The organism is Piscibacillus salipiscarius JCM 13188, from assembly GCF_001311865.1.
Taxonomy (GTDB): domain Bacteria; phylum Bacillota; class Bacilli; order Bacillales; family Alkalibacillaceae; genus Piscibacillus; species Piscibacillus salipiscarius.
In genome coordinates this window covers 1-15,567 of the sequence record NZ_BBCD01000029.1, presented here as the reverse complement: position 1 = coordinate 15,567, position 15,567 = coordinate 1, and the positions used below count along the sequence as shown (strand labels likewise).

General features: G+C 36.7%; 16 protein-coding genes, 10 tRNA genes and 5 pseudogenes. 26 read left to right on the top strand and 5 right to left on the bottom strand.

Annotation, left to right across the window (positions count from 1 at the left end):
- Window position 1: 1 nt before the first annotated feature.
- From JCM13188_RS21440 to JCM13188_RS15265, 4 genes and pseudogenes are all read right to left on the bottom strand, one after another.
- Window positions 2-199 (bottom strand): DegV family protein, encoded by a 198-nt coding sequence (locus tag JCM13188_RS21440; RefSeq protein WP_369405091.1) that lies wholly within the window; start codon window positions 197-199, stop codon window positions 2-4.
- Between the two features lie 31 nt (window positions 200-230).
- Complete coding sequence (locus JCM13188_RS15275) at window positions 231-857, bottom strand: DegV family protein (protein ID WP_369405085.1); 627 nt, start codon at window positions 855-857, stop codon at window positions 231-233.
- A gap of 38 nt (window positions 858-895) precedes the next feature.
- Window positions 896-1,798 (bottom strand): annotated as a pseudogene (locus tag JCM13188_RS15270) (DMT family transporter).
- Between the two features lie 12 nt (window positions 1,799-1,810).
- Complete coding sequence (locus tag JCM13188_RS15265) at window positions 1,811-2,473, bottom strand: rhomboid family intramembrane serine protease (protein ID WP_279401956.1); 663 nt, start codon at window positions 2,471-2,473, stop codon at window positions 1,811-1,813.
- Window positions 2,474-2,592: 119 nt separating this feature from the next.
- Between JCM13188_RS15265 and acpS the strand changes: the two genes are divergently transcribed.
- The 15 genes and pseudogenes from acpS (at window position 2,593) to JCM13188_RS15195 (ending at window position 13,552) form a co-directional block, all read left to right on the top strand.
- Window positions 2,593-2,952: a holo-ACP synthase gene (gene acpS, locus JCM13188_RS15260; protein ID WP_054754810.1), complete on the top strand. Its 360-nt coding sequence runs from the start codon at window positions 2,593-2,595 to the stop codon at window positions 2,950-2,952.
- Window positions 2,953-3,109: 157 nt separating this feature from the next.
- The gene (locus JCM13188_RS15255; RefSeq protein WP_054754809.1) at window positions 3,110-4,132 is read left to right on the top strand and encodes a LolA family protein; all 1,023 of its coding nucleotides are present in this window, start codon (window positions 3,110-3,112) and stop codon (window positions 4,130-4,132) included.
- 163 nt (window positions 4,133-4,295) lie between these two features.
- Window positions 4,296-5,417, top strand: coding sequence for an alanine racemase (gene alr, locus JCM13188_RS15250; RefSeq protein WP_054754808.1), 1,122 nt, complete (start codon window positions 4,296-4,298; stop codon window positions 5,415-5,417).
- Window positions 5,418-5,575: 158 nt separating this feature from the next.
- Window positions 5,576-5,833 carry a hypothetical protein gene (locus JCM13188_RS15245; RefSeq protein WP_054754807.1) on the top strand — a complete coding sequence of 86 codons (258 nt, stop codon included), beginning with the start codon at window positions 5,576-5,578 and terminating at the stop codon, window positions 5,831-5,833.
- Window positions 5,834-5,838: 5 nt separating this feature from the next.
- Window positions 5,839-6,189, top strand: coding sequence for a type II toxin-antitoxin system PemK/MazF family toxin (locus JCM13188_RS15240; RefSeq protein WP_054754806.1), 351 nt, complete (start codon window positions 5,839-5,841; stop codon window positions 6,187-6,189).
- Between the two features lie 231 nt (window positions 6,190-6,420).
- Complete coding sequence (locus JCM13188_RS21435) at window positions 6,421-6,588, top strand: globin family protein (protein WP_369405083.1); 168 nt, start codon at window positions 6,421-6,423, stop codon at window positions 6,586-6,588.
- 47 nt (window positions 6,589-6,635) lie between these two features.
- The gene (locus JCM13188_RS21430; RefSeq protein ID WP_369405082.1) at window positions 6,636-7,154 is read left to right on the top strand and encodes an STAS domain-containing protein; all 519 of its coding nucleotides are present in this window, start codon (window positions 6,636-6,638) and stop codon (window positions 7,152-7,154) included.
- Between the two features lie 141 nt (window positions 7,155-7,295).
- Window positions 7,296-7,655 carry an STAS domain-containing protein gene (locus JCM13188_RS15230; protein ID WP_054754805.1) on the top strand — a complete coding sequence of 120 codons (360 nt, stop codon included), beginning with the start codon at window positions 7,296-7,298 and terminating at the stop codon, window positions 7,653-7,655.
- Window positions 7,655-8,055, top strand: a pseudogene (locus JCM13188_RS15225) (anti-sigma regulatory factor). Before JCM13188_RS15230 ends, JCM13188_RS15225 begins: the two are co-directional and overlap by 1 nt.
- 8 nt (window positions 8,056-8,063) lie before the next feature.
- Complete coding sequence (locus JCM13188_RS15220) at window positions 8,064-9,077, top strand: PP2C family protein-serine/threonine phosphatase (RefSeq protein WP_369405090.1); 1,014 nt, start codon at window positions 8,064-8,066, stop codon at window positions 9,075-9,077.
- Between the two features lie 66 nt (window positions 9,078-9,143).
- A complete protein-coding gene (locus JCM13188_RS15215) occupies window positions 9,144-9,473 on the top strand; it encodes an STAS domain-containing protein (RefSeq protein WP_054754803.1) in 330 nt (109 codons plus the stop codon).
- Entirely contained in the window at window positions 9,473-9,952 is a 480-nt protein-coding gene (gene rsbW, locus JCM13188_RS15210) for an anti-sigma B factor RsbW (RefSeq protein ID WP_054754802.1), read from the top strand. Before JCM13188_RS15215 ends, rsbW begins: the two co-directional genes overlap by 1 nt.
- Window positions 9,924-10,707, top strand: a pseudogene (gene sigB, locus JCM13188_RS15205) (RNA polymerase sigma factor SigB). Before rsbW ends, sigB begins: the two are co-directional and overlap by 29 nt.
- A complete protein-coding gene (locus tag JCM13188_RS15200) occupies window positions 10,708-11,304 on the top strand; it encodes a SpoIIE family protein phosphatase (protein ID WP_054754801.1) in 597 nt (198 codons plus the stop codon).
- Between the two features lie 101 nt (window positions 11,305-11,405).
- Window positions 11,406-13,552, top strand: a pseudogene (locus JCM13188_RS15195) (Tex family protein).
- On the opposite strand, the gene cmpA reads toward JCM13188_RS15195, so the two are convergent.
- Window positions 13,549-13,677: a cortex morphogenetic protein CmpA gene (gene cmpA / locus JCM13188_RS19680; RefSeq protein WP_279401955.1), complete on the bottom strand. Its 129-nt coding sequence runs from the start codon at window positions 13,675-13,677 to the stop codon at window positions 13,549-13,551. The pseudogene JCM13188_RS15195 and the gene cmpA sit on opposite strands and share 4 nt — an antisense overlap.
- Window positions 13,678-13,823: 146 nt before the next feature.
- Here cmpA and JCM13188_RS15190 point away from each other — a divergent pair.
- From JCM13188_RS15190 to JCM13188_RS15140, 11 genes and pseudogenes are all read left to right on the top strand, one after another.
- Window positions 13,824-14,269 (top strand): annotated as a pseudogene (locus JCM13188_RS15190) (SprT family protein).
- Window positions 14,270-14,455: 186 nt separating this feature from the next.
- Window positions 14,456-14,530, top strand: a tRNA-Asn gene (locus JCM13188_RS15185).
- A gap of 1 nt (window position 14,531) precedes the next feature.
- A tRNA-Ser gene (locus JCM13188_RS15180) sits at window positions 14,532-14,622 on the top strand.
- Window positions 14,623-14,631: 9 nt separating this feature from the next.
- Window positions 14,632-14,703: transfer RNA gene (locus JCM13188_RS15175), tRNA-Glu, on the top strand.
- A gap of 27 nt (window positions 14,704-14,730) precedes the next feature.
- Window positions 14,731-14,807, top strand: a tRNA-Asp gene (locus JCM13188_RS15170).
- A gap of 6 nt (window positions 14,808-14,813) precedes the next feature.
- Window positions 14,814-14,888: transfer RNA gene (locus JCM13188_RS15165), tRNA-Gln, on the top strand.
- Between the two features lie 107 nt (window positions 14,889-14,995).
- Window positions 14,996-15,071 (top strand) — tRNA-Lys (locus JCM13188_RS15160).
- Window positions 15,072-15,074: 3 nt separating this feature from the next.
- Window positions 15,075-15,158, top strand: a tRNA-Leu gene (locus JCM13188_RS15155).
- 65 nt (window positions 15,159-15,223) lie between these two features.
- Window positions 15,224-15,296: transfer RNA gene (locus JCM13188_RS15150), tRNA-Arg, on the top strand.
- A gap of 106 nt (window positions 15,297-15,402) precedes the next feature.
- A tRNA-Gly gene (locus JCM13188_RS15145) sits at window positions 15,403-15,476 on the top strand.
- A 6-nt stretch (window positions 15,477-15,482) separates the two neighbouring features.
- Window positions 15,483-15,559, top strand: a tRNA-Ile gene (locus tag JCM13188_RS15140).
- Window positions 15,560-15,567: the final 8 nt, after the last annotated feature.

The window sequence follows — 15,567 nt, the reverse complement described above, 5'->3', positions numbered from 1 at the left end:
ATTAATCTTCTAAAAATGAGATGACGAGTCCACCCTCACCAGCGTGGGTTGCGATTAATGGACCCATTTCGACTAAAATTTCTTCATCTGGATTGTATTTTTCGCGAATTGAGGCCAAAACCTTTCTAGCTTTCTCTTCACAATTACTGTGTGACATTGCAATCGTTTTACCTTCTAATGATTTAGAATACTCACCAATTTGTTCTACAAGACGCCGTAATGCTTTTTTCTCACCACGAACTTTTTTCTGTCACTTCAATAGTACCTTCATCAGATGCTTTCATTAAAAGTTTGATATTAAGAGTTTTGGCGATCGCACCTCTCATCCGATCTAACCGCCCACCTTTAATTAAGTTTTCTACCGTTTTTAATGAAAAGAGAGTCGTTGTTTTTTCAGCATAAACTTTTATTTTTTCAGCTATATCGTGAAAATCAACTTGATTCATCTTAAGTTTAATCACTTCATTGACGAGGAGTGCAATGCCACTTGAAGCGGTTTTTGTATTAATGATTTCAATTTTACGTTCTGTTTCTTCATCGAGTAGCATCTCTTTTCCTAAAACAGCATTCTGATATGTTGCGCTTAGATTCTTCGTAAGAGCCAGCATTAAAATTGGAACATCTTGATCTACTTCTTTAAAAGCATGATAAAAATCATTGGGACTGGACGCTGATGTCTTCGGTAACTCTTCTGATTCAGACATTTTCCTATAAAAAGTGTCAATATCTAAGTCTTCACCAGCTTTGTATTCTGTATCGTCAAAATGAATGTTGAGTGGGACTACTTTAATGTTAAATCGTTCAATCGTTTCTTGAGTTAAATCAGCACCACCATCTACTACTAATTGAAAATCCATGACCTCACCTCTTTTTATACTTTTACTAATTTATTATGCTACTTGTCTAATACTTTTACTTTCTTTTTCTTTGTAGTACTAAATATAAATAGAATTAGACCGAATATGACTATGACGCCACCTAAAAATTGAGACCAAGTCACGAGCTCATCAAGAATGAAAAAGGCTAAGATGGATGCTCCGACAGGTTCGAATAAAATCCCCATGGTAATCGTGGAGGCATTAACCCATTTGATCGCCCAATTGAAAAGTGTATGACCAAAAAAAAAGTTGGGATAATCGCAAGGGCTAAGAAATATAGCCATGTATCTGATGTATACCCTGTAAACGATTCTTGTATAACTAAATTGTAAATAACAAGTGTAAGTGAGCTGATTCCGTAAACAATGAATGTATATGGAATTAAAGATAAACGCTTTCTAACAGTTTGTCCAAATAGAAAATAGCCTGTAACTGCAATGGCCCCGAGTAAAGCTAGAAAGTTACCGAATAGTGCCATGCCGCTAATTTGGAAATCCCCCCCAGCTTATTATGACACTTCCAACAAGTGCAATGAACAAACTGATTACGGCTCCACTTGTAAATCGTTCTTTAAAAAATAGATAGCCACCTAAAAAGGCCCAAATTGGTTGAGTCGTTACGAGTACGACTGAACTAGCCACTGATGTGTGGTTTAATGACTCGAACCATAGGATGAAATGTAGTGCTAGAAAAACCCCAGAAGCTGTAGATAACAGTAAGTCCCTTGATGAAACCTTTACGAGCTCATGCCGATATTTTAGTAACACTAACGGGACCATTAATAAACTTGCAAATAGTAAACGATATAATGCAACAATAGAAGAAGGAGCATCTGCTAATCTAACAAATATGGCAGATGTAGAGACTGCGAGTACTCCGATTGTTATAGCAATATATGGTGTGATTTGTTTTTGCTCCATTCCGCTAACACCTCAGTAACATAGAATTATATGTTTGCATTTAAAATAATACTCAGTCCCATTACCAGCCATCAAAATAACCATTTTTATTTTATCGATTAAAACTGGACCTAACGCAACACCAGTAATAAATCCGAAGATATGAGCGATGTAATTGATCCCAGGTCCGAATGATGTTAAGAACCCGATAATGACAAACACAACAACGATTTGAGTACTCTGTGAATCAATTAAATCACGTCTAGCAAAAATCATATAAGCGTATAATCCAAATAGACCGTAAATGGCACCAGAAGCACCTACATGAGATCCCATAAGGTCACCTAGAAAGTAGTAAGCCACATTCGCTAAAACGCCTGTTAATAAGTATGCTAAAATAAACTTGAATTTACCAAGCATCCGTTCTAATGCGGGGCCAAATAAAACGGTACTAAAACTGTTAAATAGGACATGCATTACACTACCGTGAAGAAAAATTGGGGTTAACAATCGCCAATACTCACCCATTTGTATGTAAAGATTAAAACCAACCATTAAAGTCCATAAGTCTACAAAAATAGGTAAAGTTATAATCCGAGTAAAAAGATATAAAATCAAGTTAATGGCGACAATAACGGATACAACAGGGTAAAACCTTAGAAACTGCTTAAAACTTTCAGTGCGAACAAAAAACATTGGCGTCGCCTCTTTCTTAAATTTATGTATGCGTTTAAATACGGTTATGAGCACTTTTCTTTAGGATACTAATGATTTGTAAAATATTCAATTATATTTCTTGAAAGCGAGATGAAATCATGATTACAGGGACTGGTATTGACCTAGTGGAATTACATAGAATTGAGCGCCTCATGAATAAAAATGACAAGTTTATTAATAGAATCTTAACAGAAAGGGAGAAAGAGCAGCTTAACAAATTTGACCATATTAAGCGTAAAGTTGAATACATAGCTGGACGGTTTGCTGCAAAAGAAGCTTTTAGTAAGGCAATTGGAACAGGTATAGGCAGTGAAGTATCGTTTCAATCTATTGAAATCTTACCAGATCAGTATGGAAGGCCGCGGATATTTAAAGGTGGAACCTTAGATGAAAATGCTCATATTTCACTTTCTCATAGCAAAGATTATGCAATTGCTCAAGTCATTATAGAAAAATAAATTTCTCTTATAGCTAGTCTGCATATTAAGACAAGTCGTCTCATATAGTGTATTGCGGGGTAACAAATGATCCAATGTGCACATTGTCACCGCAACACGAATAGATCGCTTGTTCCTAAAGAATGAGTAACGATTATGAGGCGAAGGAGTTGTCTGAATGAAAAGGAAACTAGTGCTCTTCATTACTCTCTTGTTTATGGTGGGGCTACTGGCAGCATGCGGAGAGAATACGGCCGAAGATGTTGTGGATTCGCTTAACAAAAAAGCAGAAGAGATGCAAAGTTTTAAAGCTACTGCTGACATGGTGATTGAAACAGGAGAAGAACCACAACAGTTTGATGTACAAGTTTGGCATCAGAAAGATGATTATTACAAAGTTGTACTTCAAAATGAATTAGATGAAAAAGGGAACCAAGTAATCTTAAGAAATGACGAAGGTGTTTTTGTATTAACTCCTTCCATCAACAAAAGTTACAAGTTCCAAAACGATTGGCCAAAACATCATAGTCAGCCATATTTATTCACATCGTTAGTGTCAGATATAGCAAATGACGCTGATCGTGAATTCAAGAGTACCGAAAACTTCTATGAATTTACTGTGAAAACGAATTATAAAGGTAACCAGCAATTACCTTATCAGAAGATCTACTTCCATAAGAAGACATATGAACCAGCTCATGTAAGAGTTTTAAACTCTCAAAATGAAACGATGGTAAAAGTAGACTTCACGGAATTTGAATTCAACCCAGAAATTAAAGAGGGTGAATTCGATACAGAACAAAACTTAGCAGAAGGAACGGTTAGTGTTCCAACTGTAGCTGAGTTAGAAGAACAATCAATGGCGGTCTATTATCCAACGAACTTACCTGGAGGGGTAGAATTTACGAACGAGAAAGTTGTATCAACTGACAATGGTGAGCGATCGATTCTAACTTATGACGGTGACAAGCACTTTAAATTAGTACAAGAAATGTACACTAATTCACATCCGACTTCTGTTGATGTTCCGGTTTATGCAGAAGGAGAAATGGTGAACTTAGGTTTTACAGTGGGTCATTTAACGAATAATTCCCTTGAGTGGCAACAAGACGGTATGAGATTTGTGTTAGCTAGTGATTCATTAACTGTTGAAGAGATGGTTGAGGTTGCGAAATCTGTTCAAGGTCAAGCGATGAAATAAATTAAAGAGTGTTGTGGTCAGTTCATTTACCCCGTAATAGGCTCCTATTATGGGTAATTTTTTGTTTATGAAGGCTTTTCCAGCTTTAATCTTATTGACAGCACTCAACGGTTATTAAGATAATAATGACAATAAATATTATATAAACAGAAGAGGTTATAGTATGGATAAAGCTGGATATCATCGAGATACTTGGGTCGAAGTGGATCTTGATGCCGTTCGACATAATGTCATTGAGATGAAAAAGCATATTAAAGATAAAGAAGTGTTCGCCGTGGTTAAAGCGAACGCTTATGGACATGGTGAACTAGAGGTAGCACAGGCTGCACTTGAAGCAGGAGCAACAACTTTAGCGGTAGCGGTATTAGATGAAGCGTTGCGTTTACGCGAGCATTTCAAAGATGTTCCTATTCTTGTGATGGGTTGGACGAGCCCTGAATATGCTAAGTTAGCAGCTGAACATGATATAGTTCTAACAGTCTTTCAAACAGAATGGATTGAGCAGGCTGCAAGACTTTTAAAGGGTCAAACATTATCTGTTCATCTTAAAGTCGACACAGGTATGGGGCGTATAGGTATAAGAAGTGTAGAAGAAGCATATGATGTTATTGAGGCATGTGAACAAACTCATGTTAATATAACGGGAGTGTTCACTCATTTTGCAACGGCTGATGAACCAGACCTTAAATATTACTATCAACAAATGGGAGCGTTCAAGCAATGGTTAAAACAAGTAAGGTCATATCTTCCTGACTCATTAACTATTCACATCGGCAATTCAGCTGCATCGATGAGGTTTCCTGACGATATGTTTGATGGTGTGCGTTTTGGTATTAGTCTATATGGACTCTACCCATCAGAACATGTAAAAGAAGTAGAGCCTATACATCTTAAACCAGCATTTTCATTATATTCAAAGCTCATTCATGTCAAAAAGATTCACAAAGGTGATGCTATAAGTTACGGAGCTACTTATAGGGCAAGTCAGGATGAGTGGATTGGTACTATCCCAATAGGATATGGAGATGGATGGATTCGTAAACTTCAAAACTTCCAAGTACTTATTGACGGTAAAAGGTACCCAATAGTCGGTAGAATTTGTATGGATCAGTGCATGGTAAAACTAGACCAACCTTATAATGTAGGGGAAATTGTGACCTTAATAGGAGAAAATCAAGGTAGTTTAGTCACCATGGATGATGCTGCAAAACATCTTGAGACGATTAACTATGAGATACCCTGCATATTAGGTGAAAGAATACCAAGGTTTTATAAAAATAGATAATCTTTTTTGAGGTATTCATTAATTTTTACTCAAAATTCTTTTATAACCGACTTTTCTGTTTTTCTTTACGAAACATGGGGAAGAGTGCTATGATAAACAATAGATTTTGCTGTGCGAATTAACCTGGGGGTGTAAGGAATGTCTGAAACTTCGAAAGAATCGTCGTAAAGCTACCTGAGTCTTTAATTAATGAGTGTGATGACTTAGTGGAAAATCATGATGAATTAGATCGTGAAGCCTTAATACTTCAAGCCATTAACACTTATGTCCAGGAAGAAAAGAAACGAAAGATTCAAGATAAGATGCGCCGTGGTTATGTCGAAATGAAAAATATCAACTTAGGGATTGCATCTGAAGCATTTGAAGCCGAAGAGGAGGCTGAAACCACTCTTGAGCGCTTAGTGAGTGGGGTGTAATTAATTTGTACGTAAAACGTGGCGACGTCTATTATGCTGATTTGACGCCAGTGGTCGGATCAGAACAAGGCGGTGTTCGCCCAGTTCTCATTATACAAAATAATATAGGAAATAGGTTCAGTCCGACAGTGATCGTAGCAGCGATTACAGCTCAAATTCAAAAAGCCAAGCTGCCTACACACGTTGAGATTGATTCAAAGAAATATAAGTTTGAAAGAGACTCAGTAGTGTTATTAGAACAAATACGTACGATCGACAAACAACGATTAACTGACAAAATTACATCATTAGACGAACATTTAATGAAACAAGTAGATGAAGCTTTACAAATTAGTTTAGGTTTGATGGATTTATAAACACCTAGTGATATAAAATGCTAGGTGTTTTTTATGTTTCTAAGTAAATGGATTAATTAAGTTAGTTGGTCCAAAATATAAAAACATTTCATCTTACCAAATAAACTTTTCGTTGTGTAGCTAATTATATTAAATTCTAATAACAAGAAAAGCCTTATTTCTGAAAAATATGGCGAAAATCTTCGATTAGTGTTAAATTTGTATATATATACGTTTTGGAGGGATAAAAACATGAACCCAGAATATCAAGAAATTCTGCTCGCAAATAGCGATGATATTATTCGTAAATGGATGGATAGTTTAGAAGATAGTAAGTTAAAAGAATATAAATCAACAATTTCAGACGACATGATTGAGCAGGTTAACCGTGAATTTGTTAACTTAATTTTGCAAAGTTAAAGGATGGCCACTCACAGGATTCTATCGAACAATTTACTGAACGAATTGTGAATTTAGGTTGGCCATTAGGTTATTTAACAGAAGGTATGCAGGCTTTTAGAAGTGTTTGCATCAGAACACTTATTAATCAATCTGAGACTCAGAATCAAGATGAATTCTTAGAGATTGTTGATGATGTTAACAACTGGGTTGATCCAATAAAGAACAAACTAATTGATGCTTATTCTTCAAATTGGACAAGTATCATTTCTCTTCAAAAAGTGGCCTTACAAGAATTATCTGCACCTTTAATTCCTGTATTAGACGGAGTAACTATTATGCCGCTTGTCGGTACGATTGATACAGATCGTGCCAAGTTGATTATGGAGAATTTATTAGACGGTGTGATTAAGCATCGTGCAGATGTTGTATTAATAGATATTACGGGTGTTCCTGTTGTAGATACAATGGTCGCGCATCACATTATTCAAGCAGCAGAAGCGGTAAGGTTAATTGGTGCAACATGTATCTTAGTAGGAATCAGACCCGAAATTGCCCAACGATCGTTAACCTTGGAATTGACTTAAGTAAATTCCCGACAAAAGCTCTTTAAAGCGTGGTTTTGAAAAAGCACTTGAAATGACAAACCGCAAGATCGAGACAACTGGAGAACAAGACGAAAAAGTAATTGATGATATTATCCAGTCGATTGAAAAGGAGTGAGTTAAGTGAGAATCCCAATTTTAAAATTACAAGATTATTTATTAGTTTCCGTTCAAATTGAATTAGATGACCAGACGGCGATGCAATTTCAAGAAGATTTATTAGGAAAAATACACGAAACAGGCGCTACAGGTGTAGTAGTCGATTTGACTTCAGTCGAAATCATTGATTCTTTTATTGCTAAAGTACTCGGCGATGTAGTGTCGATGGCAGAATTGATGGGAGCAAAAGTTGTATTTACAGGAATTCAGCCAGCTGTTTCTATGACATTAATTGATTTAGGTATCCATCTTCAAAATGTCCAAACAGCCTTAGATTTAGAACAAGGATTGGTTAAGCTGAAACAAGAATTGGAGGACAAGTGATGAAAGGGGCCTTAACGACTGTGCCAATTAAGAAAGAGTGGGACATTGTAGGAGCTAGGCAAAATGGCCGCAATTTGGCTAGAGATTTAGGATTTGGCTCTGTAGACCAGGCACGAATTGCGACAGCTATTTCAGAGCTAGCGCGGAATATTTACTTATATGCTGGCAGTGGTGAAGTTTCTTTTGAAGAAGTACAAGGCTCCACTCCAGTTGGAATAAAAATTACGGCCTCTGATCAAGGTCCTGGAATAGAAAACCTTAGTAAAGTAATGGAAGATGGATATTCAACTTCTGGAGGGTTAGGTGCTGGTTTGCCAGGCGTTAACGTCTGATGGATGAATTTGATATCGTATCAGATGAAAATGGAACGACCGTAACAATTGTTAAGTGGTTGAGATAAGAGAGGTGATGGGCTTGAGCTCAGCAAAGATAGATATTAAAGAGTATCAAGATTTGCTCAAGCAGTATTTAGAAACGAAAGACGAATTAGTTTTATATCAAGCTGAACAATTAAGTAAAGGAATTAAGCAAGATGTTTCGCCAGATGAAATAATTGAACAGCATTATAAAGCATTATTAGACATCTCACCTGATTTGGATGAGAATATTAAAGATTCTTTTGAGTTTTTAATTCAAACAATGACAAGCTATGCATTAGCTTATAAAGAATATCATGACTTACGAGCGAAGCAGTTAGAATTAAAAGCTGAGATTGAAGTAGCTGCGAACATGCAGAATACATTACTTAGCACGAAGGTACCAAAGGTTAATGGTTTAGATATTGGGGTTACCTCAATACCTGCTAAATTAATGAATGGTGACTATTACCATTTTGTTCAGGATGATGAAGGTAATATCGGCGTTGCGATTGCTGATGTAATTGGTAAAGGGATTCCTGCTGCGTTTTTCATGTCGATGATTAAATACGCAATGGAAAGTTTCCCTGAGAATAGAATGTACCCTAAGATCATTTTAGAACTATTAAACCGTGTAGTGGAGCGTAATGTGGAATCAGGTATGTTTGTGACCATGTTTTATGCATTGTATGACATTCATAGTAATGAATTCTATTATGCAACTGCTGGTCATGAACCCGGGTTTATTTACCGTGCCGATCAAGGTGAGTTTGAAGAGATAGATGCTAAAGGGTTACTCTTAGGTGTTAAGAAGGAAGTTAAATACAATCAGTATGTTGATGAAATTAATGAAGATGATTTAATTGTTTTATTAACTGATGGGGTAACTGAATGTAGAGATGGTGACAGGTTCATTGAGCGTGAGGAAGTACTTGAAGTAATTAAAGAACATAGAAATTTGCCAGCTCAACAAATTGTTGATCATGTATACAAATACCTTGAACGCCTTCAAGATTTTAAACTTCGCGATGACTTCACTTTAATTGTTTTAAAAAGAAATTCTTAATTTGTGTTTAAGATAATTATAGACGGGTAAACAATGTATAGTTTATTCGATTGGGGGAGATTAATTATGAACTTACACATTGAAGACTTTAAAGAAGGTCAAGTCACAGTGCTTAAGTTAGCGGGGGAAATCGATGCTTATACTGCCCCGCAATTAAAAGAAAAATTATTAGGACTTTTAAGAGAAGAAAACGCAGACGTTCAAGTCGATTTAGAAAAAGTTAACTATATGGATAGTACAGGCCTAGGTGTATTTATTAGTGGATTAAAAACAGCTAATGAGGTTAACAGCTCATTTACTTTAGTTAATTTACAAGAAAATGTATATCGCCTCTTTAATATTACAGGCCTGAATGATGTGATGAAGATTGAAAACACAATTAGAGGTGGTATGTAATGACTAAACCATTTGATTTTGTAGAAATGAAGTTGCCTGCGAAGTCAGAGTACGTTGGGGTATTAAGATTAACAATTTCTGGTGTTGCGAACCGAATGGGTTTTTCTTATGAAGAAATTGAGGATTTGAAAGTAGCAGTATCAGAAGCGATTACAAATGCTGTAAAACACGCATATTTTGAAGATGACCAAGGCGAAGTAACGATTGGCTTTGCTTTATATGAAGATAAGTTAGAAGTCATGGTGGCAGACTATGGCGATAGTTTTGATTTAGAAAAAGTTAAAGAAGACATTGGACCATATGAGCAAGGTATGCCGATTGATAATTTGAAAGAAGGAGGTTTTGGTCTTTTCCTGATTGATGCCCTGATGGATAAAGTCGAAATCAATAATAATCATGGTGTGATTGTTGTCATGACTAAGTATTTGCAGGAAAATGAGGTGGGGCAAAATGACGACCAAATCTCAACTACACAATAATGAAGACGAAATTATGCACTAATTGATCAATTACGTGAACAGCCAGGTGATGAAGCAATTCAAGAAAAATCGTCTTAAAATATGAGAACTTGGTCCATTCAATAGCGAAAAATACTCTAAAAATTCCACGATTCATGAAGATTTAGTTCAAGTGGGTATGGTAGGGTTAATCGCTGCAGTTAATCGTTATGATGATTCTTTTGGTAAATCATTTGAATCATTTGCTATTCCTACGATCATCGGTGAAATTAAAAGGTACATTCGCGACAAACGTGGAGTGTCCATGTACCTAGAAGGATTAAAGAGCTAGGCCCTAAGATTAAAAAAGCCGTTGAAGAGTTAACAACTGAAAATCAGTACTCTCCATCTGTTGAACAAATTGCGGATTATTTAGACGTATCACAAGAAGAAGTATTAGAAGCTATGGAAATGGGCCAAAGCTATAATGCGCTATCAGCTGACCGAAGCATCGAAGCGGACGCAGATGGTAGTACAGTTACCATTTGGATTTAGTAGGACAACAAGATGATGGCTTTGAACAAACAGATTACAAAATGTTAATTGATAAATTAATGCCTTTATTAAATGAACGAGAACAAAGTATCTTACAATGCACATTCTTTGAGAACTTAAGCCAAAAAGAAACTGGGGAAAAGCTTGGCTTATCACAAATGCATGTATCTAGATTACAGCGCCGAGCACTTCGTAAGCTTAGAGAATCGATTTCAGAAGAAGACATGGAGGCATTGTTTTGATTGAAGAACACAACCAAATGGAAATTGCCACATTTGATAAAGCAAAAAGGTAATTATTATTCTGGAGACAGCTACTATTATGTAGAATTTGACGACTTTTTTATTGCCGTTTTAGCTGATGGATTAGGAAGTGGTGAGTTAGCTAGAAAATCTTCAAGTGCGGTAATTAATATAGTTAAAGAAAATCCTCATGATTCTCTTGATGATTTATTAACTAAATGTAACGAAGTGTTCTTTAATAATGAATTGCGCGGGTGTGTCATTGGCCTGCTGAAAGTTGATTATAAGCAACAGACTTATTCCTATGTATCGTTCGGTAACATTGGAATTATTATCGTTACAGAAGGTAAGAAGAAACGAAATATTCCTGTATCAGGATATCTTTCCGGAATCCCGATTAATTCTAAAGTGCATAGCGGTGAATTAACTCATAATGCAGTGTTTTTTATGTTTTCAGATGGTGTTAATGAAAGACAATTAACAAATGAATTTTATAAGCATAAATCTATGTCTAGGACAATTGAATGGTATACACTACAACAGAAATTATCCATGGAAGATGATACAACATTAATTGCCATGAGATATAAAGGGTGAAGCTCTAATATCTATAATTATTAATAGGTATTAGAGCTTTTTAATTGGTTTGGTACAATAAGGACGTATGATTTAAGTGAGGAGGAAGTCGTTTGTCAGAAATACATAAAGATTTAATTCACTTTGTAGCCAATGAAGTTAACAAAACAAACTCAATTGTTGCAAAAGTGATCGAATTAATCGATGAAGGAAATACGATTCCATTTATCGCCCGTTACAGAAAAGAACAAACAAAAGGGCTTGATGAAACAGAGATTCAATCCATCAAAGAGACGTACGATTACCAATTACAATTACAAACACGTAAAGATGAAGTCATTCGTTTAATTGATGAACAAGGTAAGTTAACCGATGAATTAAAACAAAATATTCTACATGCAACAAATTACAAAGAGTCGAAGATCTATACCGCCCATATAAACAAAAAGGCGAACACGCGCTACTATAGCTAAAGAAAAAGGGTTAGAGCCTTTAGCTTTAGACATTTGGAAACAACAAGGGTTAAATTTGTCAGAAGAAGCGCAAAAGTATCTGAATGAGGAACATGATTTAACTGACATTCAGGACGTACTTTCAGGGGCAAAAGATATAATTGCAGAATGGATCTCAGATGAAGCTGCATACCGTGAGAAGATCCGCTCTGTCACATATAAAAAGGGTTAGTTAAAACTGAAATTAAAAAGAATGCTGAAGATGAAAAACAAATTTATCAGATGTATTATGATTACAGCGAACCTGTAAGCAAGATGGCTCATCACCGTGTATTAGCCGTCAATCGTGGTGAAAAAGAGAAAGTTTTAAAGGTGATTATTGAACCGCCAGTAGATCAAATATTAGACTACTTAAACAAATCGGTCATACAACGTCAAGACCTCGAAGAAACTTTATTTTTAAAAGAAGCCGCCGACGATAGTTATAAACGTCTGATTCAACCTTCAATAGAACGTGAAATTAGATCGTCATTAACAGAAGAAGCTGAAGATCATGCCATAGACATTTTCTCTAAGAACTTAAGACAGCTATTATTACAACCTCCGCTAAAAGGCAAAACAATTCTTGGAGTAGACCCTGCCTACCGAACAGGCTGTAAACTAGCTGTTATTGATGAGACAGGTCATATGAAAGAGGTTGATGTGATCTACCCAACTGCACCTAGAAAAGATGTAGCAGGGGCGGAAAAAAGGTGCTACAACTATTAAACAACTATCCTGTTGAGCTAATTGCTATTGGAAACGGAACAGCATCAAGAGAAACGGAACAGTTTATTGCAGAGTTAATTCAAAAGCACAATCTTGATGTAGCCTATTTAATCGTTAATGAAGCAGGTGCAAGTGTTTATTCAGCTTCTAAACTAGCAAGAGAAGAGTTTCCTAATCTGCAGGTTGAAGAACGTAGTGCAGTCTCAATCGCGAGACGTGTCCAGGATCCTCTAAGTGAATTAGTTAAAATTGATCCAAAATCAATTGGCGTCGGTCAGTATCAGCACGATGTTAGCCAAAAGAAATTAAGTGAATCATTACAGTTTGTGGTTGAAACGGCCGTTAACCAAGTTGGTGTTAACGTCAATACCGCATCTGCTTCACTATTACAATACATTTCTGGCCTGAACAAAACAGTTGCGAACAACATTGTTAAATACCGTGATGAAAATGGAAAGTTGACAAACAGAAAGCAAATTAAAAAAGTGCCGAGATTAGGTGCTAAAACATATGAACAAGCTATTGGATTTTTGCGTGTGTTAGAGGGAGAAGAACCACTTGACCGAACATCTATCCACCCAGAGAGTTACGATATAACGAAGAAACTTTTAGAACAATTAGGTTTATCGACAGAAGACATTGGTACTGAAGAATTAATCAATCGTTTAAATCAACAAGATCTAGAGAAGCTTTCTGATGACTTAGATGTTGGAAGATTAACATTAGACGATATTATCGCAGACTTGAAAAAGCCAAATCGCGACCCGCGTGATGAACTACCTAAACCATTATTAAAAACAAATGTTATGTCTATGGATGACTTACAACAAGGCATGGAACTGCAAGGAACCGTTCGAAATGTGGTAGATTTCGGTGCATTTGTTGATGTGGGCGTAAAACAGGATGGGCTTGTTCACATCTCAAAGTTATCAAATCGATTTGTCAACAATCCATTAGATATTGTATCCGTTGGGGATATTGTGACAGTATGGGTTGAGGAAGTGGACTTAAAGAGAGAGAGAATTGCTTTAACGATGGTACAAAGTTAATTTTCCTGTGTTGCATCTAAATTTTTACTGTGGTAGAAAAACCAACATTGATTTAATAGCCTAATTTGGCGAACATCTTTATTAGCATATGCATTCAACATCTGTCTTTTAAACCATTTAGGCATAGCAATCACCTTTTTAGTAATATTTTAATTTAGTATATGCATGAAAAGTGAATTTGCTCATGCAAATCATTCCATTCGTATACCTAACGTGTAGAAACTTTATTACACGTTAGGTATACATTTTATTTAATCTAGGAGGAGCCATTGTGGAACAACAGGAACTTCAAAAGTTAGTCGAATATACTTCTATAAAATATTTTGATAAACCATTTGTAGGACATGCCTGTTTTAATAAAAGGCTTCGAACGACTGGAGGAAGGTACATACCATCTAAACGTACAATAGAAATTAATCCTAAATATTTAACTGAATTAGGCGAAGAAGAATTATTTGGCATCATTAAGCATGAGCTATGTCATTATCATCCTCATGTTGAAGGGCACCCTTATCATCATCGAAGTAAATACTTTAGAGCATTACTACAAAAAGTGAATGCACCTCGGTTTTGTCAGGTACTCCCGTCTGAAGCTGAAAAGCGAAATATTATCTATAAGTGCGTTAATTGCAATATGACATACAAACGAAAAGAAGGATTAATTTAAATCGTTATAGATGTGGAAAGTGTAAGGGGCAATTAAAATTAATTAATTAAATTTCAATAGAGTTATTGACTAAATCATTCATTTCATGATAAATTTTATTTCGCAGTCATTAATTCATGCATTTGGACAATCAAAAATAATTTATAAAAGTTTTCATAACTGATTGACAGGCCTTTAAAGATGTTGTATGATATCTAACGTCGCTAGTTAATCAGACACCAAAACTTATCTAATATTCCAGCGTAGCTCAGTGGTAGAGCAATCGGCTGTTAACCGATCGGTCGCAGGTTCGAATCCTGCCGCTGGAGCCATGGAGAAGTACCCAAGTGGCCGAAGGGGCTCCCCTGCTAAGGGAGTAGGTCGCGTGAGCGGCGCGAGGGTTCGAATCCCTCCTTCTCCGCCATTGAATAATGGCCCGTTGGTCAAGTGGTTAAGACACCGCCCTTTCACGGCGGTAACACGGGTTCGAATCCCGTACGGGTCACTTTTAATATTTTAATAGCAGTTGTTAGGTCCGGTAGTTCAGTTGGTTAGAATGCCTGCCTGTCACGCAGGAGGTCGCGGGTTCGAGTCCCGTCCGGACCGCCATTATGTTGGGCCATAGCCAAGCGGTAAGGCAACGGTTTTTGGTACCGTCATGCGCTGGTTCGAATCCAGCTGGCCCAGCCATTTATTTTTAAAATAAAAGATTCGTTCTTGTTAAATAAGACGATCAAACGTCTTTTTTATTGCTTAAAAATAAAGGTAGTTACAATATTATGGTGATTTATTATTAGGAGCCATTAGCTCAGTCGGTAGAGCATCTGACTTTTAATCAGAGGGTCGGAGGTTCGAATCCTCCATGGCTCACCACTTGCGGTCGTGGCGGAACGGCAGACGCGCTAGGTTGAGGGCCTAGTGGGGGCAACCCCCGTGGAGGTTCAAATCCTCTCGGCCGCATAATTAGATTAATAAGTTATTGCATTTCCTTCGTGGATTTGATATGATATAACTTGTCGCCATTGGCGCCCGTAGCTCAATTGGATAGAGCGCTGACTACGGATCAGAAGGTTAGGGGTTCGACTCCTCTCGGGCGCGTTAGCAACTCTAATAATTTCCATAAAATTTAGGGTTGAAATTTATTCAATAAAGTATATTATATTTATTGCGCTTCATTTTAATAGTTTTGATTTAAAAATCAAATGCGGGTGTAGTTTAGTGGTAAAACCTCAGCCTTCCAAGCTGATGTCGTGGGTTCGATTCCCATCACCCGCTCCATTAAATGGGCCTGTAGCTCAGCTGGTTAGAGCGCACGCCTGATAAGCGTGAGGTCGGTGGTTCAAGTCCACTCAGGCCCACCATTTAATTC